At 51.1% G+C, this 22,328-nt stretch carries 26 protein-coding genes and 1 tRNA gene; 16 read left to right on the top strand and 11 right to left on the bottom strand.

Annotation, left to right across the window (positions count from 1 at the left end; translation table 11 throughout):
- Window positions 1-3: 3 nt before the first annotated feature.
- A complete protein-coding gene (locus Q397_RS0110105; RefSeq protein WP_028879322.1) occupies window positions 4-582 on the top strand; it encodes a hypothetical protein in 579 nt (192 codons plus the stop codon).
- A 55-nt stretch (window positions 583-637) separates the two neighbouring features.
- Here Q397_RS0110105 and grxD read toward each other — a convergent pair whose 3' ends face one another.
- The 4 genes from grxD to Q397_RS21950 form a co-directional block, all read right to left on the bottom strand.
- Window positions 638-970 carry a Grx4 family monothiol glutaredoxin gene (grxD, locus tag Q397_RS0110100; RefSeq protein ID WP_028879321.1) on the bottom strand — a complete coding sequence of 111 codons (333 nt, stop codon included), beginning with the start codon at window positions 968-970 and terminating at the stop codon, window positions 638-640.
- 66 nt (window positions 971-1,036) lie between these two features.
- Window positions 1,037-1,963 carry an EamA family transporter RarD gene (gene rarD, locus Q397_RS0110095; protein WP_156950683.1) on the bottom strand — a complete coding sequence of 309 codons (927 nt, stop codon included), beginning with the start codon at window positions 1,961-1,963 and terminating at the stop codon, window positions 1,037-1,039.
- Between the two features lie 11 nt (window positions 1,964-1,974).
- Window positions 1,975-2,208: a BolA family protein gene (locus tag Q397_RS0110090; protein WP_028879319.1), complete on the bottom strand. Its 234-nt coding sequence runs from the start codon at window positions 2,206-2,208 to the stop codon at window positions 1,975-1,977.
- 144 nt (window positions 2,209-2,352) lie between these two features.
- Window positions 2,353-3,369 (bottom strand): complex I NDUFA9 subunit family protein, encoded by a 1,017-nt coding sequence (locus Q397_RS21950; RefSeq protein WP_038013420.1) that lies wholly within the window; start codon window positions 3,367-3,369, stop codon window positions 2,353-2,355.
- A 201-nt stretch (window positions 3,370-3,570) separates the two neighbouring features.
- On the opposite strand from Q397_RS21950, the gene Q397_RS0110080 reads away from it, so the two are divergent.
- The 9 genes from Q397_RS0110080 (at window position 3,571) to ptsN (ending at window position 10,774) form a co-directional block, all read left to right on the top strand.
- Window positions 3,571-3,657 (top strand) — tRNA-Leu (locus Q397_RS0110080).
- A gap of 200 nt (window positions 3,658-3,857) precedes the next feature.
- On the top strand, window positions 3,858-4,469 hold the full coding sequence (locus tag Q397_RS0110075) for a ribonuclease D (protein WP_028879318.1): 612 nt from the start codon (window positions 3,858-3,860) through the stop codon (window positions 4,467-4,469).
- A 103-nt stretch (window positions 4,470-4,572) separates the two neighbouring features.
- Window positions 4,573-5,565, top strand: a complete 993-nt coding sequence (locus Q397_RS0110070) for a KpsF/GutQ family sugar-phosphate isomerase (protein ID WP_051609901.1) — start codon at window positions 4,573-4,575, stop codon at window positions 5,563-5,565.
- Window positions 5,566-5,589: 24 nt separating this feature from the next.
- Window positions 5,590-6,285, top strand: a complete 696-nt coding sequence (lptC, locus tag Q397_RS21945) for an LPS export ABC transporter periplasmic protein LptC (protein ID WP_051609900.1) — start codon at window positions 5,590-5,592, stop codon at window positions 6,283-6,285.
- The gene (locus Q397_RS0110060; RefSeq protein ID WP_038013417.1) at window positions 6,282-7,100 is read left to right on the top strand and encodes an LptA/OstA family protein; all 819 of its coding nucleotides are present in this window, start codon (window positions 6,282-6,284) and stop codon (window positions 7,098-7,100) included. Before lptC ends, Q397_RS0110060 begins: the two co-directional genes overlap by 4 nt.
- 33 nt (window positions 7,101-7,133) lie before the next feature.
- Window positions 7,134-7,910 (top strand): LPS export ABC transporter ATP-binding protein, encoded by a 777-nt coding sequence (gene lptB, locus Q397_RS0110055; protein ID WP_028879315.1) that lies wholly within the window; start codon window positions 7,134-7,136, stop codon window positions 7,908-7,910.
- A gap of 13 nt (window positions 7,911-7,923) precedes the next feature.
- On the top strand, window positions 7,924-9,447 hold the full coding sequence (gene rpoN, locus Q397_RS0110050; protein ID WP_028879314.1) for an RNA polymerase factor sigma-54: 1,524 nt from the start codon (window positions 7,924-7,926) through the stop codon (window positions 9,445-9,447).
- A 236-nt stretch (window positions 9,448-9,683) separates the two neighbouring features.
- Window positions 9,684-10,262 carry a ribosome hibernation-promoting factor, HPF/YfiA family gene (hpf, locus tag Q397_RS0110045; protein WP_028879313.1) on the top strand — a complete coding sequence of 193 codons (579 nt, stop codon included), beginning with the start codon at window positions 9,684-9,686 and terminating at the stop codon, window positions 10,260-10,262.
- 44 nt (window positions 10,263-10,306) lie between these two features.
- On the top strand, window positions 10,307-10,774 hold the full coding sequence (ptsN, locus tag Q397_RS0110040; RefSeq protein ID WP_028879312.1) for a PTS IIA-like nitrogen regulatory protein PtsN: 468 nt from the start codon (window positions 10,307-10,309) through the stop codon (window positions 10,772-10,774).
- A gap of 51 nt (window positions 10,775-10,825) precedes the next feature.
- On the opposite strand, the gene Q397_RS0110035 is transcribed toward ptsN, so the two are convergent.
- From Q397_RS0110035 to Q397_RS0110025, 3 genes are all read right to left on the bottom strand, one after another.
- Window positions 10,826-11,854, bottom strand: a complete 1,029-nt coding sequence (locus Q397_RS0110035) for a DUF2157 domain-containing protein (RefSeq protein ID WP_028879311.1) — start codon at window positions 11,852-11,854, stop codon at window positions 10,826-10,828.
- Between the two features lie 73 nt (window positions 11,855-11,927).
- Window positions 11,928-12,281 carry a MarR family transcriptional regulator gene (locus Q397_RS0110030; RefSeq protein WP_028879310.1) on the bottom strand — a complete coding sequence of 118 codons (354 nt, stop codon included), beginning with the start codon at window positions 12,279-12,281 and terminating at the stop codon, window positions 11,928-11,930.
- Window positions 12,282-12,353: 72 nt separating this feature from the next.
- Complete coding sequence (locus tag Q397_RS0110025; RefSeq protein WP_028879309.1) at window positions 12,354-13,739, bottom strand: leucyl aminopeptidase family protein; 1,386 nt, start codon at window positions 13,737-13,739, stop codon at window positions 12,354-12,356.
- A gap of 52 nt (window positions 13,740-13,791) precedes the next feature.
- Between Q397_RS0110025 and Q397_RS0110020 the strand changes: the two genes are divergently transcribed.
- A complete protein-coding gene (locus Q397_RS0110020) occupies window positions 13,792-14,445 on the top strand; it encodes a glutathione S-transferase family protein (protein WP_028879308.1) in 654 nt (217 codons plus the stop codon).
- Window positions 14,445-15,653, top strand: coding sequence for an MFS transporter (locus tag Q397_RS0110015; RefSeq protein WP_028879307.1), 1,209 nt, complete (start codon window positions 14,445-14,447; stop codon window positions 15,651-15,653). Before Q397_RS0110020 ends, Q397_RS0110015 begins: the two co-directional genes overlap by 1 nt.
- On the opposite strand, the gene Q397_RS0110010 is transcribed toward Q397_RS0110015, so the two are convergent.
- Together Q397_RS0110010 and Q397_RS0110005 are read right to left on the bottom strand one after the other, a co-directional pair.
- The gene (locus Q397_RS0110010) at window positions 15,650-16,618 is read right to left on the bottom strand and encodes an alpha/beta fold hydrolase (protein WP_038013415.1); all 969 of its coding nucleotides are present in this window, start codon (window positions 16,616-16,618) and stop codon (window positions 15,650-15,652) included. The two genes, Q397_RS0110015 and Q397_RS0110010, sit on opposite strands and share 4 nt — an antisense overlap.
- A complete protein-coding gene (locus Q397_RS0110005; RefSeq protein ID WP_240475052.1) occupies window positions 16,602-17,603 on the bottom strand; it encodes an ABC transporter ATP-binding protein in 1,002 nt (333 codons plus the stop codon). The genes Q397_RS0110010 and Q397_RS0110005 overlap by 17 nt, the downstream gene beginning before the upstream one ends.
- An 80-nt stretch (window positions 17,604-17,683) precedes the next feature.
- Between Q397_RS0110005 and Q397_RS0110000 the strand changes: the two genes are divergently transcribed.
- The 4 genes from Q397_RS0110000 (at window position 17,684) to Q397_RS0109985 (ending at window position 21,743) form a co-directional block, all read left to right on the top strand.
- Window positions 17,684-17,866, top strand: a complete 183-nt coding sequence (locus tag Q397_RS0110000) for a zinc-finger domain-containing protein (protein WP_028879304.1) — start codon at window positions 17,684-17,686, stop codon at window positions 17,864-17,866.
- 125 nt (window positions 17,867-17,991) lie between these two features.
- Window positions 17,992-20,826: a DNA polymerase I gene (gene polA / locus Q397_RS0109995; protein WP_028879303.1), complete on the top strand. Its 2,835-nt coding sequence runs from the start codon at window positions 17,992-17,994 to the stop codon at window positions 20,824-20,826.
- 28 nt (window positions 20,827-20,854) lie between these two features.
- The gene (locus tag Q397_RS0109990; protein WP_028879302.1) at window positions 20,855-21,169 is read left to right on the top strand and encodes a hypothetical protein; all 315 of its coding nucleotides are present in this window, start codon (window positions 20,855-20,857) and stop codon (window positions 21,167-21,169) included.
- A gap of 157 nt (window positions 21,170-21,326) precedes the next feature.
- Window positions 21,327-21,743 carry a hypothetical protein gene (locus Q397_RS0109985; protein WP_156950681.1) on the top strand — a complete coding sequence of 139 codons (417 nt, stop codon included), beginning with the start codon at window positions 21,327-21,329 and terminating at the stop codon, window positions 21,741-21,743.
- On the opposite strand, the gene Q397_RS0109980 is transcribed toward Q397_RS0109985, so the two are convergent.
- Both Q397_RS0109980 and Q397_RS0109975 read right to left on the bottom strand, forming a co-directional pair.
- On the bottom strand, window positions 21,709-22,086 hold the full coding sequence (locus Q397_RS0109980) for a DUF423 domain-containing protein (protein ID WP_028879300.1): 378 nt from the start codon (window positions 22,084-22,086) through the stop codon (window positions 21,709-21,711). The two genes, Q397_RS0109985 and Q397_RS0109980, sit on opposite strands and share 35 nt — an antisense overlap.
- Window positions 22,083-22,325 carry a DUF1178 family protein gene (locus Q397_RS0109975; protein WP_028879299.1) on the bottom strand — a complete coding sequence of 81 codons (243 nt, stop codon included), beginning with the start codon at window positions 22,323-22,325 and terminating at the stop codon, window positions 22,083-22,085. Before Q397_RS0109975 ends, Q397_RS0109980 begins: the two co-directional genes overlap by 4 nt.
- Between the last annotated feature and the right edge of the window lie 3 nt (window positions 22,326-22,328).

Below are 22,328 nucleotides of genomic sequence, written 5' to 3'. Positions count from 1 at the left end.
TATATGAACAGGTTGCTTGGAATATTCGTTGTTTTGCTTGGTGCAAGTGCTGTTTTGTCCTCGTCAATGGCGGATGAGGCTTTGGACTCGTCGCATAGTGAAATTGAAGTTTATGGAAATGTTCAATTTCTTTTGCGGATCACGAAGGATGAAAAGCTGGGGATCAATGTTCATGAGGGGGACGGCGAGACATGTACGATCAAGGCGGACAATAGTCGCGAGGTTGTTGAAGGCGTCCTCGCACGTCATCACCGGTTGGTTGAGAGCGAAAAAATCTATCACTTTAGAATAGATGTGGATCATTTCGCAGCTTTGGACGAAAGTGGGCACTGCCTTGTGAGCTATGAGGTCTATATCACCCAAAACGTGTTAAGAGAGGCCGCTTTTGCAAAGATGCTGGAAGAGGATTTCGGCTATGAATATGAAAACAGCACGCCTCTCCTTAAGATAAATGGGATGTTACATGTGGAGGCCCCTCAGCTGGAGAAGGTTTTTGTAACGGAGTTGGGCGTGGTAACCGAGAAGCTGTTGACCGCACTAGAAGATTTGCAGGAGCAAGTCCGGCGGGATTTACCGAAATAAAAAAAAGCCTCCCGATCAAAGGAGGCTTTTTTATATCTATCAGGCGAGAGGCGCGTTAAGCAGCTTCGATGCCTTTGTCTTTCAACAGTTGTGCCAATTCGCCATTGTCGAACATTTCGCGCACGATATCACAGCCACCGATAAATTCACCTTTAACGTAAAGCTGAGGAATCGTCGGCCAGCTGGAAAACTGTTTGATGCCTTCGCGGATTTCCGGATCGGTCAGAACGTCAACGCCTTTAAACTTAACGCCGAGATGCGTCAGAACCTGAACAACCGCTGCAGAAAAGCCACATTGCGGGAACATCGGCGAGCCCTTCATGAAGAGCATGACGTCGTTGTCGTTGATGTCTTGTTGGATACGATCGAAAACCGGATTGTCACTCATGACATACAATTCCTTATTAAAAAGCATTTTAAGTTGCTACCGATATGGCTTACCTGAGCCCGTTTGTCAAGAATTTGCCCTCTTGTTTCTGCGGGACTGGGCATAACTATTCTGTGAATAGAGCAAAAGTGCTGCCCAGATGCAGGCAAAGGTAATTAGGGTGTGAAGCGTAAAGGCTTCCCCAAAAATAAAGACAGCGATGAGGAACTGGGCCGATGGGTTGATGTACTGGATAATCCCAACGGTAGAATAGCGCAAATGTCGCGCGCCATAGGCAAACAGCACCAGCGGGAAGGTGGTGACGACGCCTGCAAACATCAGCAGTGCCTTAAAGTCCCAACCGGCGGTGAGGTAGAACAGCTCGCCCTGATGGGCGGCATATGCCATGAAGCCGAGGGCAAGGGGGCTGATCAGCAAGGTTTCGAGAAACAGGCCGGAGATGGCATCGGCTTCTGCCTTTTTGCGGATCATGCCGTAAAACCCAAAAGAAAACGCAAGACACAGGGCAATCCATGGCGGACTGCCATAAAAAACAACCTGATAGATCACGCCGACGACGGCAAGCGCGATGGCGGCAAGTTGCGGTTTGGAAAAACGTTCAGCAAAAAAGATCCCGCCCAGCATAACCGCTACCAGTGGCATGATAAAATAACCCATGCTCGCTTCAAGGGCCTGTCCACTTGTCACCGCATAGATATACATGCCCCAGTTAACTGAAATCAGCAGGGCGCTCAGGGCGTAAATGGCGAGTCTTTTGGGACTGCGTAAAATGGGGATAATTTCCGGCCATTTGTTCAGGACCGTTATTAAAATCGCTAATAAACCCACGGACCAAAGGATCCGGTGGGAAAGAATTTCAAGAGGGGAGACTTGGTCCAGTATCTTGAAATACAGGCCAAACATCCCCCAAGAAATGCAGGCGATGACCGCCGCCAGTGTGGCAAGTTGGGTCTGATCTAAGCCTTGACGTTGCGGCACGTGGGGGGAGGACAACGCGGTGCGCTTTATTCAGGAATACTGGTCTGTAAGGCAAGAGCGTGCAGTTCACCGCCCATTTTACCTTGCAGGGCATTATATACCATTTGGTGCTGCTGCACGCGTGATTTGCCTTCAAAGGATTTGGACACAACATAGGCCGCATAATGGTCGCCATCGCCGCGCAAATCTTCAATGCGCACCTCAGCATCCGGTAGTCCGTCTTTGATCAGTTTTTCGATTTCGTGGGCTTCCATAGCCATGGCGGCAACTCCGTTTTTGATAAATCTTACCTATTGGATATAAGGGGCCAGCAAGGGGCTGTCAATTTTAGTGTAAGCCCCTCATGAAAAAAGGCCAAGGGGGGGAACCCCAAGGCCTGTTTTCTAGCGGAGTGTTTAGTCAGCTTAGATGCGGCGCTCGATATGGCGGGACTGTTTTTTGAGCTGCTTGAAGCGAGCCAGATAGGTCGGCAGGATCACATCTGCCAATGTCGGTTCCACGCCCAGATCCTTCAGTGTCAAAGCGCCGTCGCTGACCACATTGTCGGTTTCCAGCATGGTGACTTGATCGCGTGTCAGGATTGGGTTGGGCAAAAAGCCGATGATCCCACCGAGGATCTTTGCAAAAGGGATCGCAACAGGGACGAGGAAACGCTTACGTTCCGTCTGTTTCAAGATGCGTTTCATCACGCCCATAAAGGTCATGACTTCCGGGCCACCCAGTTCAAAGATTTTGCCTTTGGCTGCGTCATTGTCAATTGCGTTGACCGCGGCTTGCGCCACATCGCCCACATAAACCGGCTGGAGTTTCGCCCCACCATCACCGTAAAGGTTGATGTCCAGTTCGCCGTTTTCAAATTTCACTTCGGGGAACAGGGGTGCGCCGATGACGGGCAGGGCGGGGGTAAAGCGCATCAGGCCGGCAAACAGGTTAAAGAACCCGTCTTCGGGGCCAAAGACAACGCTGGGGCGCAAGATGGTTGCGTTCGGGTAAGCTTTTAAGACTTCAGCTTCGCCAACACCTTTGGTGCGGGCATATTCAGCTTCGGCGTTTACGTCTGCGCCAATGGCAGACAAATGGATCAGATTGGCAACACCTGCTTTCGTACAGGCCTTTGCGATATTTGCCGCCCCATCCACATGGACTTTGCCGAAAGACTGTTTGCCCCAAGGGGACAACAGGCCAACGAGGTTAAAGACGACATCTGCGCCCTGAACGCTGCGTTCCACCATATCATATTTACGGATGTTGCAGGCTTGCAGGATAATCTGACCCGGATCGCCGTAGGGTTTAACGCACATGGCGGATTCCACATCGCGAACTGCAACCCGAACGGTATATCCTTTTTCTGCCAGACGTTTGACGATGTGACGACCCAGAAAACCTGACCCACCGAACACTGTTGCAATACGACGCCCCATAGACCTTCTCCTTAAAGCTCTGTTCCATGCCTGTATATTTAACGTACTTATGCGGTTATATACCCCTTAATGGCAAGCGACAACCTTATGATTTGGCTAGGTGAAAAATGTTTTTAAAAATATTTCACAATTTGTGTTGACTTCTCATCTGAACGGCCTTAAAACCCGCCTCGTCCTCGGCGGTTAAACGCTAGAGACTGTGCCCAGGTGGCGGAATTGGTAGACGCGCTGGCTTCAGGTGCCAGTGGCCGCAAGGCCGTGGAAGTTCGAGTCTTCTCCTGGGCACCATTTACTTTTGTAGATGATGCCTTCTACCAAATAGAATGCCTTCGTTCCTTATCGGAAACGAAGGTTTTTTTATGTCTGAAATTTGCCTTTTTTAGATTTATTTTTACCTCAATTTCCTCAACGCGGGTCTTCTCTTTTGTTTCATAAACACATATAAGGAACAGAACTGAATTATTGCAGAGTATTAAAGAGGGATTATCATGGCAATCGAAGTGCATTACGGGGATTTACCCGCCGGTCTGGATTTTGGAAAATCTGTTGCCATTGATAGCGAGACACTGGGCTTAAACCCGCATCGTGACCGTTTGTGTGTGGTGCAACTGTCCAGCGGGGACGGCAATGCGCATCTGGTGCATTTTAAAGAGCCTGTGTATGACGCACCGAATCTTAAAAAACTGCTGGCTGATCAATCGGTCGAAAAGCTCTTTCACTTTGCCCGTTTTGATGTGGCGATCATTGAAAAATATCTCGGTGTGACCTGTACACCGGTTTATTGCACTAAAATCGCTTCCAAGTTAGTCCGTACTTACACGGATCGTCATGGACTGAAAGCACTCTGTCAGGAATTGCTGGGCATTGATTTGTCAAAGCAGCAACAATCCTCTTACTGGGGGACAGAAGAGTTGAGCCCGGCACAAGTAGAATATGCAGCCTCTGATGTGCTTTACCTTCATCAGTTGCAGGAAATTCTGGAGCATATGTTACAGCGTGAGGGCCGTAAGGAAATCGCACAAGCCTGTTTTGACTTCTTGCCGACACGGGCGCGTCTTGATCTGGGCGGATGGCCGGAAGTGGATATTTTCTCTCATTAATCGAGAGAGACCTATACGAAAGATACACGCTCAGGCATTGACGTCATAAGCGTTTGACGCCTATATCTAAATGCACATTCAACCCCGTTAAGTTTGTAGAGTTATGACCACCCATTCCCGTATCGCAAAACCCCGTCCCGTTGAACAGGATTTGGCTTCGGCCAAAAATGTTTTGAAGCTGGAATCTGACGGCTTGCTCGCACTGGCGGATAGTTTGGATGAACGGTTCGCAAAAGCGGTGGATATTCTAGCAGCGGTTAAAGGGCGGATTGTTGTGACAGGGATGGGCAAAAGCGGTCACATCGGTCGCAAGATTGCTGCAACTCTCGCCTCTACGGGGGCGCCTGCCTTCTTTGTCCATCCGGGGGAAGCCAGTCATGGCGATTTGGGGATGGTCACGCAAGATGATGCGATCCTTGGCTTGTCAAATTCAGGGGAAACAGCCGAATTATCGGACTTTATCGCCTATAGCCGTCGTTTTTCCATTCCGTTGATTTCGATTACATCGCGCAAAGGGAGCACACTGTCGGAAGCGTCAGATGTCAGCTTGGTTTTGCCAGCGGTGAAAGAAGCTTGCCCTTTGGGATTGGCGCCGACCACGTCAACGACCCTGACGTTAGCGCTTGGTGATGCGTTGGCGGTTGCCTTACTGGAACGTCGCGGCTTTTCAGCAGATGATTTTCAGCAGTTTCACCCCGGCGGTAGTCTGGGTAATCAGTTGATGAAGGTGAAAGACTTGATGCATTCGGGAGACGCCTTGCCCGTGGTGCGTCCGACAGACCCGATGAGTAATACTCTGCTGGAAATTACCGCCAAGCATTTTGGCTGTGTTGCGGTGACAGATGAACAGACAAAGCTGGTAGGGATCATTACAGATGGCGATTTGCGCCGTCATATGACAGATGATTTGATTAAAAAGTCTGCGGGCGATATTATGACTGTTGGTGCCAAGACAATTGGCGCGCGGGCGCTTGCTGTGGAAGCGCTTGCGATTATGAATTCTAAATCCATCACAAGTCTTTTTGTCGTGGACGAGGCAGAGACTGTGATCGGTATCATCCATATCCATGACTGTCTGCGCGCAGGTATTGCATAACCTTTTAGGGTAGGGAACGGCTTTATGGCCTTGGCTGAAACACCACTGCGGCAAACGCCCAAATCGCGCACGGATTACCGTGATCTGCACGCGATTAGCCTGTCGCAGCCTTCCAGTTTTAGTCGTGCCTACAGCCGCTTTGTCCAGACGCTGAAGCTTCTGTTCCCTTTGCTTGCGGTTCTGTTGGTGGTCATGATTGTTATCTGGCCTCATTTACGTGCCGATTCCAAACGGTTTTCCATCGGTTTTTCAAACATTGAACTCTCGGAGGCCAAAGACCCCTCCATGATCAATGCGCGCTACACGGGAACGGATAATGAAAATCAGCCGTTTGCGGTAACGGCGGATATTGCCCGTCGTATAAATGGCGATACCCAAAGTATTCTGCTGGAGCTCCCCAAGGCGGACGTGACCTTAAATGACGGTTCATGGCTGGTTTTGACTGCTGAAAACGGGATTTACGATCGCCCGACCCAGTACCTTGAACTGGATGGCGCGGTAAACCTGTTCCATGATTCCGGCTATGAGATGCACACCCAGACAACGGGCATTGATCTGGCTAACGGGTCGGCGGAAGGCCATAATCCCGTGGTCGGACAAGGCCCATTCGGTCGCATTGAAGCAGAAGGTTTTCGCTTGATTGATAAAGGGAAAACGATCATCTTCACGGGTAAAACAAGCGCAAAACTCTATTTGAACCGGATAAATAACACCCAATGATTAAACGTATTGCTTCATTTGCACTGGTTTTTAGTCTGTTGAGCGGGCAAGCATTTGCTCAGGATATCAACCTCGCCAGCGGTTCAACAAGTGCGCCTTTGGAAATTTACGCGGATAACGGGATTGAGTGGCAGCAAAACGAAAAGCTGATCATCGCGCAAGGCAATGCGGTTGCCAAACGGGCAAATGTGACCGTCAATGCGGAAGAACTGCGTGCCTATTATTTGGATGAAGCCAGCGATGCGGGCGGCAATACCAACATTCACCGTCTGGAAGCGTTGGGCGGGGTGACAATTACGTCGGATACGGAAACGGCAACCGGGGATCGTGCGGTCTATGACTTAAAACGCGCCATCATGGTGATGTCCGGCGGGCGTCCGACGTTAAGAACACCTGATGATACCATCAGCGCCGACGGCACGCTGGAATATTGGGAAGAACGCGCGCAAGCCGTCGCCCGTGGCAATGCAACCGCCGTGCGCGAAGGTCGCGAGATTAAGGCGGATGTGATTGCTGCCCTGTTTCGTAAAAACAAACAGGGCCAAAGTGAGGTCCACCGCGTCAACGCCTTTGGCAATGTGGTGATTATCACGAAGACGGAGCATGTGACGGCAGACAAGGGCGTTTATAACGTGAACAGCGGGGTTGCAACCCTGACCGGTTCTGTCAAGATCAAGCGCGGCGGCAATATCCTGAATGGCTGTTCCGCCACCGTGAATTTGAAGACAAATGTGAGCCGTTTGAAAGCTTGTGCTGGCACAAATGACAACCGTGTGCGCGGGTTGGTCTTGCCAACAACAAAATCTGTGCAATAATGGTGCCAACCCTAACCAAGATTGGCGTATCCTATGACCAAAGAAATACCGATTCCAACAAAGTCTAAACCAGAACTGGTGACCAATAACCAGGGGCTGGTTGCGGATGGCTTGGGGAAACGCTTTAAAAAGCGTCCGGTTGTACGTGGGGCAAGCCTGTCCATTCAGCGCGGCGAAGTCGTCGGTCTGCTGGGGCCGAACGGGGCCGGGAAGACCACGTGCTTTTATATGATCACAGGGCTGATTGCGCCTGATTATGGCAGCATCACACTGGATGGTCAGAACATCACCGACTTACCCATGTATCGCCGTGCCCGTCTTGGGATCGGGTATTTGCCGCAGGAAGCCTCGATCTTTCGGGGCATGACCGTCGAGCAGAATATCCGTGCCGTGCTGGAAGTGGTGGAGCCAAAACGCAACCGCCGCGAAGCCCGCCTTGAAGCCTTGCTGGCGGAATTTTCCATTACCCACTTGCGCCGCGCGCCCGCCTTGGCCCTGTCCGGTGGAGAGCGTCGCCGTGTTGAGATTGCCCGTGCGCTTGCCTCACAGCCGCACTTTATCTTGCTGGACGAACCGTTTGCCGGGATCGATCCCATTGCCGTTGGTGATATCCGTGATCTGGTGAAGCATTTGAAAGACCGGGGTCTGGGTGTCTTGATTACGGACCATAACGTGCGTGAAACGCTGGATATCATTGATCGCGCTTATATTATTCACGACGGCTCTGTCCTGATGGAAGGGAGCCCGGAAGACATCGTCGGCAACGAAGATGTGCGCCGCGTCTATCTTGGCGACCGTTTCAGTTTGTAAGCGGGGGTAGGCCATGGCACTCAGCGTCAGGTTAGATTTAAAACAGTCCCAGTCCCTTGTGATGACGCCTCAGTTGCAGCAGGCGATCAAACTGTTGCAAATGTCCAACATGGAGCTTGGGGCGTTTGTGGAAGAAGAGTTGGAGAAAAACCCGCTTCTGCAACGCGATGAAAGCGAGAATGCCCCGGTGCAGGAAGCTGTGGAGGCGCTGCAAAGTGAAGACACTTCCAGTGGGGCTGATGACATTGGTGCGCCCGGCCTTGAAGATATTAACTTCAATAACGAAAGCAACAGTAGCTCAGACTCGATTGATGCCGATGTGGATAATCAATGGAGCAGCGATACACCGGGGGACCAGACCCTTGCCGGGTCGGGTGGGCTGGATACGACAAGCTATGGTGGTGCCGGTGGCGACAGCGACAGCTTTGATTGGGAACAGAATTTAAGCGCCGATATTTCTTTGCGCGACCATTTGCTGGAACAGATCAATCTGGATATCGATGATCCGATGGAACGACTGATCGGCACTCACTTGCTGGAATTTCTTGATGAAAGTGGGTACTTCACGGGCGATGTCGCAGAAATTGCGGAAAGTTTGTCGTGCAATGTGGACCGGATTGAACGGGTGCTTGATCAATTGCAAGGGCTGGACCCGATTGGGATCTTTGCCCGCAATCTGGCAGAATGTCTGGCGCTTCAGCTTAAGGACAAAAACCGCTTTGATCCGGCGATGGCAGCTTTGGTTGATAATCTGGAGTTGCTGGGTAAGCGCGACTTTCCGGCCTTGATGAAAATTTGTCGGGTCGATCAGGAAGATCTGGCTGACATGATGTCGGAAATTCAAGCCCTCGACCCTAGACCCGCCTTTGCTTTTGATACAAGTGATGCCCAAGCGATCACGCCGGATATTATCATGAAGCGCGGTCTGAAAGGTAAATGGCTGGTGGAGCTGAATAGTGATAATTTGCCTAAAGTGTTGGTGGATAATACCTATTATGCCGAAGTCACCCAAATGGGGCTGGATAAAGAGTCTAAACACTACATTAGTGAATGTTTTCAGAATGCCAACTGGCTGGTTAAATCCCTGCACCAACGCGCAACGACGATTTTGCGGGTGTCGACCGAGATTGTGCGCCAGCAGGAGATGTTCTTTAAAAAAGGGATTGAGCACCTGAAGCCGATTGTCCTGCGCGATATTGCAGAGGTGGTTGAGATGCATGAGAGTACGGTGTCGCGTGTGACCTCCAACAAATACATCTCGACACCGCGCGGGATTTTTGAGCTGAAGTATTTCTTCACCTCCGCGATCAACAGTTCAGAAGGCGGCGATGCCCATTCTGCAGAATCGGTGAAGTACCGCATAAAACGATTGATCGACGACGAACCGGCGACCAAGATACTTTCGGATGATAAACTCGTCCAATTGTTGAAAAATGATGGAATCGACATTGCCCGTAGAACTGTGGCAAAATACCGCGAAGCGTTGAATATTCCTTCATCGGTACAAAGAAGGCGAGAAAAGAAAGCTTTGATATAAGAAGAGAAATTGAATTCTCCAAAATACGACCCAAATGATTATGATGCATATCAAGGTGAGTCTAACAGGAAAGGCATAAACTAAGACTATTGACATATAGGGACTCTGCCACTAAGTTCCCGGCCTTCGCGCGATGAGAGACGCTTCATCACTTTGTATGACGTTTTTAAAATGAAAGATGCGCTTGATGGTCGGCTAATAGAGACAAGGCCAATAACAAGCAGGAAACTTCAGATATGAGAATTGCTGTACAAGGTAAACAGATGGACGTTGGCGACAGCCTGCGTTCACACATTGAAGACACGCTCAAAGCCAATACAGAAAAATACTTCGACAAAGCGGTCGAAGGCACGGCGACGATCTCCAAGGATAAACATCAGTTCAAGGCAGATATTACGGTTCATGTGGGCAAAGAAATCCATGTGCAAGGTCGTGGTTTGGCAGGTGATGCCTATGCCGCTGTTGACGAAGGGATCGAACGGATCGCCAAGCAGTTAAGACGCTACAAGCGTCGCCTGCGCGATCATCACCGCGATCAGGACCGTATCCAGATAGAACAGGCGCAACATACTGTTTTCTCCGGTCACGAAGAAGAGATCGCAGAAGAAGCAACCGCTCCGGCTATTGTGGCCGAAGTGGACACCAAAATCCACAAGCTGGCTGTAGCCGACGCGGTTATGCGTATGGACTTGGCCGACCTACCTGTACTGGTTTTCAGAAACAGTGCAAATGGTAGCGTAAATGTGGTATACCGTCGTGAGGACGGTAATATCGGCTGGATTGACCCTGCCACGGCAGAGTCAACAAGCGCGTGAAAACGTGCCGATATTTAGAGTAGGAACCAAAGAGTAGTCTATACATGGAAATCTCAGAAATTCTAACACCGGAACGTGTTGTTGCAGACTTGCGTGCGACAAGCAAAAAGCAAGCCCTGCAAGAGTTGGCACATCACGCCGCAAACATTACCGGACTGAATGAACGGGCAATCTTCGACGTGCTGCTGGAACGCGAACGCCTGGGCACCACAGGTGTCGGCAAGGGCATTGCAATCCCGCATGGCAAGCTCAATGAACTGGATGGGTTATACGGTCTTTTCGCCCGTATTGAAAAACCGATTGATTTTGATGCTATCGACGACGACCCTGTCGATCTGATTTTCTTGCTGTTGGCACCGGAAGGTGCCGGGGCAGACCATCTGAAAGCGCTGGCACGTGTCTCGCGTCTGTTGCGTGACGATAACGTGTGCGAAAAACTGCGTGGTTCTGATACCAATGACGCACTTTACGCTGTCCTGACCGAGCAATGCGAGAGTACGCAAGCTGCTTGAAAGGGTCAGGAATAAGTTTAAAAGCCGCCTCATGAAAAAGAGGCGGCTTTTTTATGCCTGGGTCTTGCGTGGTCGCCATTTTTGAATGTAAGGGGTGAGGTGGCGTTCAACTTTGTCGTGATGTTTGTTGTAGAGGATGCCGAGATATACCAGCAACAGTCCTTGTGCACTGAGCGCGATGCTGAAGGTCAGCGAGTCTTCAAATAGATGGGAAGACAGGTGATAAAGATAAATCACCACCCCAAACACGCCAAAGATTAAAAAGACTTTCCGGTCTAGGAAAAGCGATAGCGCGATTAAGCCCACATTGATGGCAAAATGGGCAAAGCGCGACAGTTCGCTATCCCCGTCTAGCAGTGTCAGGCCGCCCCAAAAGGCGATGCAGCCAAACAAATAGCCCCAGAAGGTTACGTCTTCTTTGGTGTTGCGATCAATCATATAGGATCCGGCAATCATGATTAGCCCAAAAACCAGCGACATCCATTTACGTTGTTCATAAATCGATCCTTCGCCTTGAAACAGGATCGGCGTCAGGTCCATGGACATAAACCACAGGACAAGCGCGACAGGGGCACTCATAAACGGGAACTTATAGAGTCTGAGGGCAATAAGGCCGGAGATCAGCGTCACCAGTTCCATCGCAAACCAGCCGCCATTGACCCATGAAAAGAACGAGTGATAATCCCCCGGGTTTTGATGGGGCCAGAGATGCAATGCGCGCTGCAAACTATAGATAAATAACGGCGTCAGGCAGATGGAAATGGTGATGAATAGGCCCGCCGGGATGCGATGTTGGGATTTAAACCACATCAGGTTCCCCACCAGCAAAAAGCCCAACAGGTAGCCACCGGAGACGATCAACAGAATGGACGAATGAAGCCGGTCCCATGCATCGGTGATAAACCAGCTCATGGCGCCGATAATAATCAAGGCGCCGAGATAATAAAGAACATGGGTGACGCTGAATTTGGTGTCGGGTTCCGTCCGGGTGCACAAGCCCGTCCACAAGGCATCTGCCTGTTGTGGGTTCAGGATATTTTGGGTGACGGCCCAGTCAAGGTCGCTTCTCTTGATTTTCACAGGTTTGACCCCTCATTCACAAAAAGGATCAGATGATCTTAGGCGAGGGGGGCCCACTTACCTGTGAGGCAAATCACTCTTCGCCCATCTTATCTGCGCTTTGGACGATGATTTCCCCAAATTCACGCAGGAAAACAGAGCCTTTGACTGTACGTTGGACAAGCACACTACGTCGGTCATTGTCGTCGACCTTGCGGCGCAACAGTTCCATTTGACCAAGACGATCGAGCGCCCGTGTGATGGCGGGTTTAGAGACATTGAGTGTTTGTGCCAGACCGCGCACGGTATGGGGTGGCGGTGTAAGGTAGACCGTCAGCAACAACGCCATTTGACGCGCAGACAGGTCTGGCCCATCTCTACGTACACTTTCCAGAATTGCTTTTCGCCAAAGGTCCAACGCTTGGACCGGTTCGAGTTCAACGCCCATGATTACAGCCATTTCGTTACGGTTTCGAACAGTTTTAGAGGAGCTGCCCTAGAAGGGCAACCCCTAATATCCCTAAAACCGATTTTTTATCATATGGAAGGCAGCACGTAGGCCCATGGCCTCGCCGCCTTCGGGCTTACCAGCCTGCGAAGAGGTGTTCCAGCCCATCACATCCATATGCGCCCAAGGAATGTCATGATCGACAAATTCTTCAAGGAACAGGGCGGCTGTGATCGCCCCCCCATAAGGGGCGGCAGATTCGTTGGACAGATCGCCGGTTTTGCCATCAATCAATTTACGATAGGGCTTCCACAGCGGCAGACGCCACATGTGATCATTTTCTGCCGTTCCGCCTGCCAAAAGATCATTGGCCAATTTGTCGTTGTTGCTAAACAGCGCGGGTAGTTCGGTGCCAAGGGCGACGCGGGCTGCACCGGTCAAGGTCGCAAAATCAAGGATGAGTTCGGGCTTATCTTCACAGGCCAACGCAAGACCGTCGGCCAGTACCACGCGACCTTCCGCATCGGTATGCCCAATCTCGATGGTTTTACCTTTGCGGGATTCGACCACATCCAGTGGGCGCATGGCTTTATCCGATACCGCATTTTCCACCGCTGGAATGATGACGCGCAGATTGATGGGTAGGTTGGCAGCCATGATGGCTTTGGCAAGACCCAAGACGTGGGCTGCGCCCCCCATGTCCTTTTTCATTAACTTCATAAAGGCAGCGGGTTTGATATCCAGCCCCCCTGTGTCGAAACAAACGCCTTTGCCGACCAGTGTCACTTTTGGGGCTTTTTCCTCGCCCCAGACCATATCGATCAGGCACGGGCGTCGGCCTTCCGCAGCGCCCTTACCCACCGCATAGACGGCAGGGAAGTTGTGTTCCAGCAGGTCTTGATCTTCGATTACACAACATTGCCCGCCAAACTCAGCCGCAAGGTCACGCGCGGCTTGGGCCAGTTCAACCGGCCCCATGTCAGCAGCGGGGATGTTGATCAGGTCACGGGTCAGTTCAATCCCGCCAGCAAGGGCATCCAAGCGTGTCTCATCAACATTTTTGGGGAGAACAAGAGTGGCGAATTCTTTCGTGCTTTCTTTGTACCAATCAAAGCTATAGGTGCCCAATGACCAGCCGAGGCAGGCGGCGTCAGCCTCTTCATCTTTCAGGCGGCCTTTGATCTTATAAGTTCCTTCGGGCAAAGTTGCGGGCAGGGCTGCGTAATCCCACATGGTTCGGTCTTTAGAGATGCCAACCAGCACTTGGTCGATCTCGCCTTTCTTGGAGGGGAGTAAGAGGAAGCTGCCTGCGCGCGCGCTAAAAGCATTTGCACCCACCCAGTTTTGGATGTCTTTGTTTTGCTTTTTCAACCATTTATCGAATTCCTCTGGTGCAATAGGCACAAGGGGAATAGGGTCTAAATCACTCTTTTTAATGAGATATTCTGTTGCGGCCATAGACTTTACCCTTTTTTAAAGATATGTTTTTTACACAATAACGGAGGAAATCATGTCACGCTACACTCTCGTCATGGGGAATAAAAATTATTCGTCCTGGAGCCTGCGTCCTTGGTTGGTGATGAAGCATCTTGGGCTGGAGTTTGATGAAATTGTCATTGCGTTGATGCAGGACGGTTTTAAGGATAAAATCCTTACCCATTCACCGGCGGGCAAGGTTCCTGTCTTGAAAGTGGATGATTTTTGTATCTGGGATTCGTTGGCGATTTGTGAGTATCTCAACGACAGCAATCCCGGTGCGGGGCTGTGGCCTGTTGATGTTCAGGAACGTGCACTTGCCCGTTCTGTTGCCGCGGAAATGCATTCCGGCTTTTTTACCATCCGCAATGAAATGCCGATGAATATTCGTCGCGTTGTGGACGATTTCTCCGTCACGCCGGAATGTCAGCTTGAGATCGAACGGGTCAAAGACAGTTGGCAAAACTGTCTGGCACGCAAGACGCAAGCAGGCCCGTTCCTGTTTGGTGGCTTTACCATTGCGGATGCTATGTACGCCCCGATTGTTTGGCGCTTTAACAGCTATGGCGTTGCGCTTGAAGGACCGTTGCAAGAGTATAGCGAGGCGATCCGGGATTTTGCGCCCATGCAACAGTGGGTCGAGGCTGCACAGGACGAAGCATGGGTCATTGACGAAGCGGAAGTCTAGTGCGGCTCAAAATCTCCCCCCTCTTGCTGGAACGCAAAATCCGTCAAATGTTGCTGGCGAACTTTTGTGCGTCTGCCGCGGTCGGGATCGCGTCCATCCTGATCCCGTGGCTATTTATTAAAGAATCCAGCAGCAATACCTTTACCATTCTTGCGACGATCACGATCTTTTTGATTATGTATATCATGCCGATGATCGGGCGGATTATTGATCGCGGGCAACGCACGACCGTGTTGATGACCACCTCGACCTGTGGCTGTCTTCTTTTCTGCGCCTTGGCCTTTTTGCCCATTGGCGGGATGATCTATCTGACGTCCTTGTTGGTCGCTTATGTCTTGATGCAGGTCTATTTTAATTTTTATTACACCGCACGCGGGGCCTTGGCCCAATCCCTTACGGTGCGGGAAAATTATGGCAAGCTAAACGGTTGGCTGGAAGTGGAAAACCAGATTGCGGCCTTTAGTGCGGGGACAATCGCGGTGTTGTTGCTGGATATCCTGCCGATGGAAGCGATTTTTATTGTCTGCGCCTTAAGTCTTGCCCTATCGGCCTTTTTGTTTGGGCGGATTGACGAGCCGGTGCGCCCGCTGCAGGCCAAGAAGATCACGGCCGCAAGCGATGATCTGAATTTTAACAAAGCTTTGATCTATCTGGTGACGGCGGGGAATATTCCGTTCATCTGTGTGATGCTGTTGAATATAATCAAGCCGGTTTTTGTCGCCGACGTGTTAAAGAGTGACGCGCAGTCGTTAGCGTTGGTCACCTTGTCCTACACGGTGGGCGCGATTTTAACGGGGGCTTTTTCCGGCATGTTGCTGACACGGATTGACCCTTATGTCAGCCTTGTCACCGCCGTATGTGGATTTGTGTTGGTGACAGCCTTTTTGATTTTTGAGGATGGGATCGTCAGCCTTTGTGTTGTCTCTGTCGGGTGGGGGGTATTTAACAGCCTATCACGGATTTCGCGCCAGACCATTGCGATGGAGTTGGTGTCAAACGACGTCATCGGGCGGTTTATAGCGTACACGCAACGGATCAATCTGTTTATCCGTGGAGTCGTGATTATCAGCTATACGACACTGTTCTTGTATGTAGACTATGCCTATTCTTTCTGGTTCCTGACGGTGTTTGCCGCCTTTGGTCCGATGCTTTTGCTCTATCAACAGCAAAAGCATCCGTTGGATAGAACCCCTGAGGGGCAGGCCTAGAAGTTCTTTCGCGCGTCCTGATCTGCACCGGATGGCAGGTCTTTTGCGGGGGTGTTGATCCAGCTGACGACATCTTTCCAAATGGTCGGGCCGTTGTGATCGCGTGAGAGCCAATGCCAGCCGTCGGGGTAATACGCGACCTTGACGTTGGCAGGTAGTTTTTTGACAAACTGTGCGGTGGGTTTATGGGGGATCACTTCGTCATTGGCCCCATACAGCATCAAGGTCGGGACGTCCAAATCAGGCGCGGCGTTGAGCGCATCTTCCATCAACCAGCTGACGCCCCACATGGCATCTACGCGGGTGTTGCGGATGACGAGGGGATCAAGGCTCCAGTTTTTCCAATTTTCCAGATGGTCTGTCGGCTGGACAATGCCACCACCCGACAGGGTCAGCCAAGGCATGGTGTAGCTCATGGCGTAGAGGGTGGCTTTTTGATACCACGGCCAAGAACTTGGCCCCCAGACCGCAGGGGCCGACAGGATCGCGCCTTCAATGGGCAAGGGTTTCACCTGCGTCAGGGTATTGACGACAACCGCCCCGCCCATACTTTCCCCCATCACATAAAGGGGGAGGTGTTCATAGCGGCTGTGAACCAGATGAATGATATTTGCCAGATCATTGACCAAGGCTTCTTTACCGGGCCAGAAACCACGTGTGGCAGACTTACCAAACCCGCGTTGATCATAGGTGATCAGCTTGATGGCATTGTCCTGCAGAAAGGTTTCCATCCCCGGCGTGAGAAAGTTGCCATAATCGTTAAAGCCATGGACCCCGATAAGGACGGCTTTTGCAGGTTCTTTTGGTTCCCAAATGCGCAAGGGCAGACGAACCCCGTCTTGGGCGACATAAAACGTGTCGCCGTCAAGATCAGGGACCTGTGTGCGTTTGCCCAATCCCTCAATATGAGGGGTGCAGGCCGTCAGGGTGAGGAGAACGAGTAAGGCTTTAAGCGTGTTCAGCATTATCTTGGCGTGTGAGCCTGAGGAAGAGGTCCTCAAGATCGCTTTCTTCGGTTGTGAGATCCGTAATGGTGAGCTTTGCTTCATGCACCAGTTCGAAAATCTTTGCAATCTCTACTTTACTTGGACTGTACTGGAACGACAAACGGTTGCCCGGTTGCAAAGTGACGTTATAGCCAAAGCCACGTAAAGAGGCGGGCACGTCCGTTAGTTCCTCGCTAATGGAGACGATCAGTTCTTTCGCATCCATTTTGGACAGGAGCGTGCTTGTTTCGTCGCACGCAACCAAGCGACCATGGTTGATGATGGCAACTTTGTCGCACAGTTCCTCGGCTTCTTCCAGATAGTGGGTGGTCAGAAGGACGGTTGTGCCCATGCGGTTAAGCTCGCGTACATAATCCCAAAGCTGGATGCGCAGTTCGATATCCACCCCGGCGGTTGGCTCATCCAGCACCAGAATGTGCGGGGAATGGACCATGGCCTTGGCGACCAGCAAGCGCCGGCGCATCCCGCCGGATAGGGTGCGGGCATAGGATTTGGCTTTATCACTCAGGCCCACCGCTTCTAAAATTTCGTCGGTGCGGCGCAGATGTTGTGGCACACCATAAAGACCGGCTTGGACTTCCAGCAATTCACGTGGGGTGAAAAACGGGTCGAGGTTAAGTTCCTGCGGGACAATCCCGATGGAGCGACGCGCGGCACGCATTTGATCTTCGATGTCGTAGCCCCAGATTTGGGCGTCCCCGGATGTTTTTGTCACAAGGCCCGCCAAGATGTTGATGAAGGTTGACTTGCCAGCCCCGTTTGGCCCCAACAGTGCAAAAAACGATCCGCGCGGGATTGTAAGTGAGACATCCTTCAACGCATGCTTTTCGGGCTGTCCATAAGACCCCTTGTAAATCTTGGAGAGATTTTTCACCTCAATCGCTGCATCAGGTTGAGGATTTGGGGTGCCATCGGTGTTTTTTTGCGCTATAGAAGCTGTCACGAAATTTGCTCCGGTTGTAAATTTAGTCGGCAATCGGTATCATTCAGTTAAATTTATTACAATGTTTTTAGGGGGCAATAATGAAGCCTGAAGAAATCATCGAGGTTGAAACTGCATCCGTTGCATGTGATGGGGAAGGCGGCGCAGCTGGCCACCCGCGGGTATTCCTAAGCCTGAAGCCGGAAGACGGATATAAAGTCGTCTGTCCTTATTGCTCCAAGACTTATAAATTGAAAGAAGGCGCGACCTTGCACGGGCATTAGGTCACAGCTTTCTAACAGGATTTAGTTTACGAAGGTTTCCGCGTCAAGTCATGCGGGAACCTTCTTTTTTTAAGCCTTCTACTTTCTTTCTTGTGCTTGATTAAAGCTTCGCTATAGTCAGCTTTATGACTGATACATCAAACACACCGACCAAGCCGGAACACGTTTATCTGATTGACGGGTCCAGCTTTATTTTCCGTGCGTATTTTGCCAATATGCGCAATCGTATGACCCGTAAAGACGGCACACCTGTGGGCGCGCTTTATGGATTCTGCTCCATGCTGATGAAGTTGTTGAGCGACACGGACGCGGATCATATTGCCGTGGTGTTTGATACGGCGCGAAAGACGTTCCGTAATGATATCTATCCAGAATATAAAGCCCATCGTCCGCCACCGCCGGAAGACCTGATCCCGCAGTTTGATCTGGTGCGCCAAGCCGTGGAGGCGTTTAACGTCGCGCGCGTTGAAATGGCGGGCTATGAGGCAGACGACCTGATTGCGACCTATGCCAAGCAAGCCTCCCGCATGGGGGCGCAGGTCACGATTGTGTCGATTGATAAAGACTTGATGCAGCTGGTGGATGAAAATATCTCCATGCTGGATACCATGAAAAATAAAGTCATCACCTATGACGAGGTGGTGGAAAAGTTTGGCGTGGGACCGGACCGAGTTATCGATGTGCAGGCGCTCAGCGGGGATAAATCTGATAACGTGCCGGGCGTTGAAGGTATTGGCCCGAAAACAGCCGCACAATTGATCACAGAATATGGCGATCTGGAAACGCTGCTCGAACGCGCTGGCGAGATTAAGCAGACAAAACGCCGCGAACGTTTGATCGAACAGGCAGAACAGGCACGTGTGTCTAAAGAGTTGGTGACCCTGTGTCAGGATGTGCCGGTAGAGGTGCCGCTGGAGTCTTTTGCCAATCAGCAGTTTGACGCGGAAAAACTGATTAATTTCTTTGAAGAACAATCCTTTAAATCCCTCATTCCGCGCATCGCCGCAAAATTTGGGGTGGAAGTTGAATGCAAAGAACAACATCAGGCCCGCAGTGACGGCGATGTGGCAATCCCATCGGTGGCGCAGCTGTGCCCGAGTGAGAAAAAATATGAGCTGGTCCAGACAGCGGCTGACCTGCAACGCTGGGTGGATGCGGCAATGGTTGCGGGCGTGGTTGCCGTGGATACGGAAACGGATAGCCTAAACGCCACGCGTGCGCGCTTGGTCGGTGTGTCTTTATCCTATGCAGTGGGGTCGGCCTGTTATATTCCGTTGCGCCATGTGTCGGGACAGCCGGAACAGTCATCTTTGTTTGGCGATGGGGAAGCAGAAGTCAGCGCCCCGGAACAAGTACCCTTTGATCAGGCGATCGAGATTCTAAAACCTTTGTTGGAAGCTCAGACGGTTTTGAAAGTGGGACAGAACATCAAGTATGATCTGTTGGTGCTGGCAAACCCGGATAATGGTGGCATTAAGGTCAGCCCGATTGATGACACCATGGTGCTGTCTTACATCAATGATGGCGCCATGCATAAGCATGGGATGGACGAGCTGTCGGAGCTGCATTTTGATATTACACCGATCCCGTTTAAGGATGTGTGTGGCACAGGTAAAAAACAGATTACCTTTGATCAGGTAGAACTGGATAAGGCGCTGGAGTATGCCGCGGAAGATGCGGACATCACGCTTCGCCTACATAAACTGTTAAAACCCACATTGGCGGCAGAAAAGAACGTGACGCTCTATGAAACCATGGAACGTCCGTTGATCCCGATTTTGGCTTTGATGGAAACCAATGGCATTAAGGTGGATGTGCAGGAGCTGCGCGCCATCAGTGAAGAATTTGCCACCCGCTTGGCAGAGCTGGAAGGCGAAATTCACACGCTTGCGGGTAAAGAATTTAACATCGGATCGCCCAAGCAGTTGGGGGAAGTCCTGTTTGATGATCTGGGCCTGCCCGGTGGTAAAAAGGGCAAGACAGGGGCGTATCAAACCAGTGTCACGATCCTTGAAAAATTGGCAGCTGAGGGGCACGAAATCCCGACCAAGATGATTGAATGGCGTCAGCTGTCCAAGCTGAAGAGCACCTATGCCGATGCCTTGATCGCGCAAGTCAACCCCAAGACAGGGCGGGTGCATACGTCGTTCCAGCAGGCGGTGACCTCGACCGGGCGCTTAAGTTCCAGTGATCCAAACTTGCAGAATATTCCGATCCGCAGCGAAGCAGGGCGTCGGATCCGCCATGCCTTTATTGCGGAAGAAGGCAAGATTTTGATGGCGGCTGACTATTCGCAGATTGAATTACGTCTGCTTGCCCATGTGGCGGAAATTGGCGCCTTGAAACAGGCCTTTACCGATGGGGTGGATATCCACGCCATGACCGCGTCTCAAGTGTTTGGGGTGCCGGTGGAAGGGATGGACCCGATGGTGCGCCGTAATGCCAAGGCGATCAACTTCGGGATTATTTACGGGCAATCGCAATATGGTCTGGCAAAACAGTTGGGGATCACCAATGACGAAGCCAAAGATTATATCACGGCTTACTTTGAAAAATATCCCGGTATCCGCGACTTTATGGACAATGCCAAGGAAGAGGCCAAGGAATTTGGCTATGTAAAAACCTTGTTTGGTCGCAAATGCTTTATCCCCGGTATTGATGATAAAAACGGCGCCATCCGCGCGATGGCGGAACGCGCGGCGATCAACGCCCCCATTCAGGGCGGGGCTGCTGATATTATTAAGCGCGCGATGGTGCGTCTGCCGGATGCGTTGATAGCAGCTGGTCTGTCGACAAAACTGTTGTTGCAGGTGCATGATGAATTGGTTCTGGAAGTTCTGCCTGAAGAAGAACAAAAGACCCGCGAGATTCTGAAAGACGTCATGGAAAGTGCTGCGCAGTTGAGTGTGCCGCTGGTTGTTGATATCGGCACAGGCAAAAATTGGCAGGAGGCCCATTAGGAGTCGTGGGACAGGAGGGACAGGAAAGATGGCGCAGGAAATAAGAAAGCTGGAATTTAGTCTGCCTGAAGTGGAAAACGCCTTACGGGTATTTTGTGCCAAGACAGGGCAGGGGATTCCGCAAAGCGTCCTGATCCGTATGGTGAGTGATCCGAACTCTTCCAGCCGGTTCAGTGCTTTCTTTCAAGGGGATCAGGAAATTCAATATCCTTTGCGTGATAAAGATATTCTGACAGCTTTACTGGTTTTTTGTCAGCAAAGCGAAATTCCGGTTCCCAAGAGTGGGCAAAAAATCGTAAAGGCGGAAGGTGAAAAGGTTATCCTCTATATCCGTCATGGTTAGGGTGCCTCTTAACTTTAAGTTTTAAAAGTTATATAGAGAGTAATTTCTATTTGAAATTGCTCTCTTTTTTTGTCTTTTTCTCCTCTAAATAGGGGAGGATACTTATTATCGATTTAGGGCATAACTATATCTAGATCTCCTTTATGAGAGGCATGTTATGCCAAAAGAAGTTAGACGAATAGAATATTCAGAAATTGAGCTGCGTCATGCCTTGTCGCTCTATCACTCCCGAACCACTGGGGGGGAGGCGACGGACAGTCGTGTCAGCGGCATACGGGTTATGGGCGGTGAGGATTTTAGTGTGGTTGCCAAAGTCTCCTGTCCCATGAAGGACGAGATTACCCGCCTGGTCTTTGATCATGCAACAACTGTCGCCATTATGGTTCTGTTTTCAAAACAGATCGGTATCCCGTTACCTAAAGCAGGACACAAGATGCTGTCTCCGACCAAATTCGGCGGGTTGGCAATGACGGTTAAATACCATCATAATGTCTTGAAGGGTAAAATGCCGGGCGTGACCATGGCGTTAACCGATACGGCTACGGCTGGGACGGGCGTGGTCGAGCGTACATAAACCCATAGGCGGCAAGGAAAAGCCAGCCCAGGATAAAGGACGTTCCCCCCAAGGGGGCTGAATTGCCAAACAGGCGTGTTTCAGCAAATCCAAGACTATATAAGCTTCCGCAGAAGAGCAAAATGCCAAGAGTGAACAAAGCTTGCGCCACCAACAGCAACTTGGACTTTTCTACACCGAAAGCAGCGGTCGCGACGATCGCGAGTGTATGGATAAACTGATAGAGAACGCCTTTGTCAACGAGGGTGCGCCCATACTCAGACAGGTCGGCATGGGCAGATACAGCCCCGATGGCAACGGCGCTGGCGCCAAAAAGGCCTGCAAGGATCAGGGAAAGTCTCATGCGTTTTGCATCCCCGGGCAACCGGTATTGCCGCACATGGGGGCGGAGGCACAGGCTGGTGCGCTTTGGCTGGCAGCGGCGGCGACATTGGGGGCCATGATGGTTTTTGCGACATCGTGAGATCCGCATTCAGGGCAGGTAAGTTCCCCAGCATCGCGCATGGTATCAAACGTGCCGGAGCTTTGAAACCAGTCTGTGAAAACGTGACCTTCGCCGCAGCGTAAGCTATATTTGATCATTCC

It is taken from the genome of Terasakiella pusilla DSM 6293 (assembly GCF_000688235.1).
Taxonomy (GTDB): domain Bacteria; phylum Pseudomonadota; class Alphaproteobacteria; order Rhodospirillales; family Terasakiellaceae; genus Terasakiella; species Terasakiella pusilla.
This window is presented reverse-complemented; position numbering and strand designations above follow the sequence as displayed.

What these genes read in the sequence shown, in the direction of transcription:
- Q397_RS0110105 (WP_028879322.1), top strand. Translation starts at nt 4, where the DNA reads ATGAACAGGTTGCTTGGAATATTCGTTGTTTTGCTTGGTGCAAGTGCT.
- grxD (WP_028879321.1), bottom strand. Translation starts at nt 970, where the DNA reads ATGAGTGACAATCCGGTTTTCGATCGTATCCAACAAGACATCAACGAC.
- Q397_RS0110090 (WP_028879319.1), bottom strand. Translation starts at nt 2,208, where the DNA reads ATGGCTATGGAAGCCCACGAAATCGAAAAACTGATCAAAGACGGACTA.
- Q397_RS21950 (WP_038013420.1), bottom strand. Translation starts at nt 3,369, where the DNA reads ATGGGGCGTCGTATTGCAACAGTGTTCGGTGGGTCAGGTTTTCTGGGT.
- Q397_RS0110075 (WP_028879318.1), top strand. Translation starts at nt 3,858, where the DNA reads ATGGCAATCGAAGTGCATTACGGGGATTTACCCGCCGGTCTGGATTTT.
- Q397_RS0110070 (WP_051609901.1), top strand. Translation starts at nt 4,573, where the DNA reads ATGACCACCCATTCCCGTATCGCAAAACCCCGTCCCGTTGAACAGGAT.
- lptC (WP_051609900.1), top strand. Translation starts at nt 5,590, where the DNA reads ATGGCCTTGGCTGAAACACCACTGCGGCAAACGCCCAAATCGCGCACG.
- Q397_RS0110060 (WP_038013417.1), top strand. Translation starts at nt 6,282, where the DNA reads ATGATTAAACGTATTGCTTCATTTGCACTGGTTTTTAGTCTGTTGAGC.
- lptB (WP_028879315.1), top strand. Translation starts at nt 7,134, where the DNA reads ATGACCAAAGAAATACCGATTCCAACAAAGTCTAAACCAGAACTGGTG.
- rpoN (WP_028879314.1), top strand. Translation starts at nt 7,924, where the DNA reads ATGGCACTCAGCGTCAGGTTAGATTTAAAACAGTCCCAGTCCCTTGTG.
- hpf (WP_028879313.1), top strand. Translation starts at nt 9,684, where the DNA reads ATGAGAATTGCTGTACAAGGTAAACAGATGGACGTTGGCGACAGCCTG.
- ptsN (WP_028879312.1), top strand. Translation starts at nt 10,307, where the DNA reads ATGGAAATCTCAGAAATTCTAACACCGGAACGTGTTGTTGCAGACTTG.
- Q397_RS0110030 (WP_028879310.1), bottom strand. Translation starts at nt 12,281, where the DNA reads ATGGGCGTTGAACTCGAACCGGTCCAAGCGTTGGACCTTTGGCGAAAA.
- Q397_RS0110025 (WP_028879309.1), bottom strand. Translation starts at nt 13,739, where the DNA reads ATGGCCGCAACAGAATATCTCATTAAAAAGAGTGATTTAGACCCTATT.
- Q397_RS0110020 (WP_028879308.1), top strand. Translation starts at nt 13,792, where the DNA reads ATGTCACGCTACACTCTCGTCATGGGGAATAAAAATTATTCGTCCTGG.
- Q397_RS0110010 (WP_038013415.1), bottom strand. Translation starts at nt 16,618, where the DNA reads ATGCTGAACACGCTTAAAGCCTTACTCGTTCTCCTCACCCTGACGGCC.
- Q397_RS0110000 (WP_028879304.1), top strand. Translation starts at nt 17,684, where the DNA reads ATGAAGCCTGAAGAAATCATCGAGGTTGAAACTGCATCCGTTGCATGT.
- polA (WP_028879303.1), top strand. Translation starts at nt 17,992, where the DNA reads ATGACTGATACATCAAACACACCGACCAAGCCGGAACACGTTTATCTG.
- Q397_RS0109990 (WP_028879302.1), top strand. Translation starts at nt 20,855, where the DNA reads ATGGCGCAGGAAATAAGAAAGCTGGAATTTAGTCTGCCTGAAGTGGAA.
- Q397_RS0109985 (WP_156950681.1), top strand. Translation starts at nt 21,327, where the DNA reads ATGCCAAAAGAAGTTAGACGAATAGAATATTCAGAAATTGAGCTGCGT.
- Q397_RS0109980 (WP_028879300.1), bottom strand. Translation starts at nt 22,086, where the DNA reads ATGAGACTTTCCCTGATCCTTGCAGGCCTTTTTGGCGCCAGCGCCGTT.
- Q397_RS0109975 (WP_028879299.1), bottom strand. Translation starts at nt 22,325, where the DNA reads ATGATCAAATATAGCTTACGCTGCGGCGAAGGTCACGTTTTCACAGAC.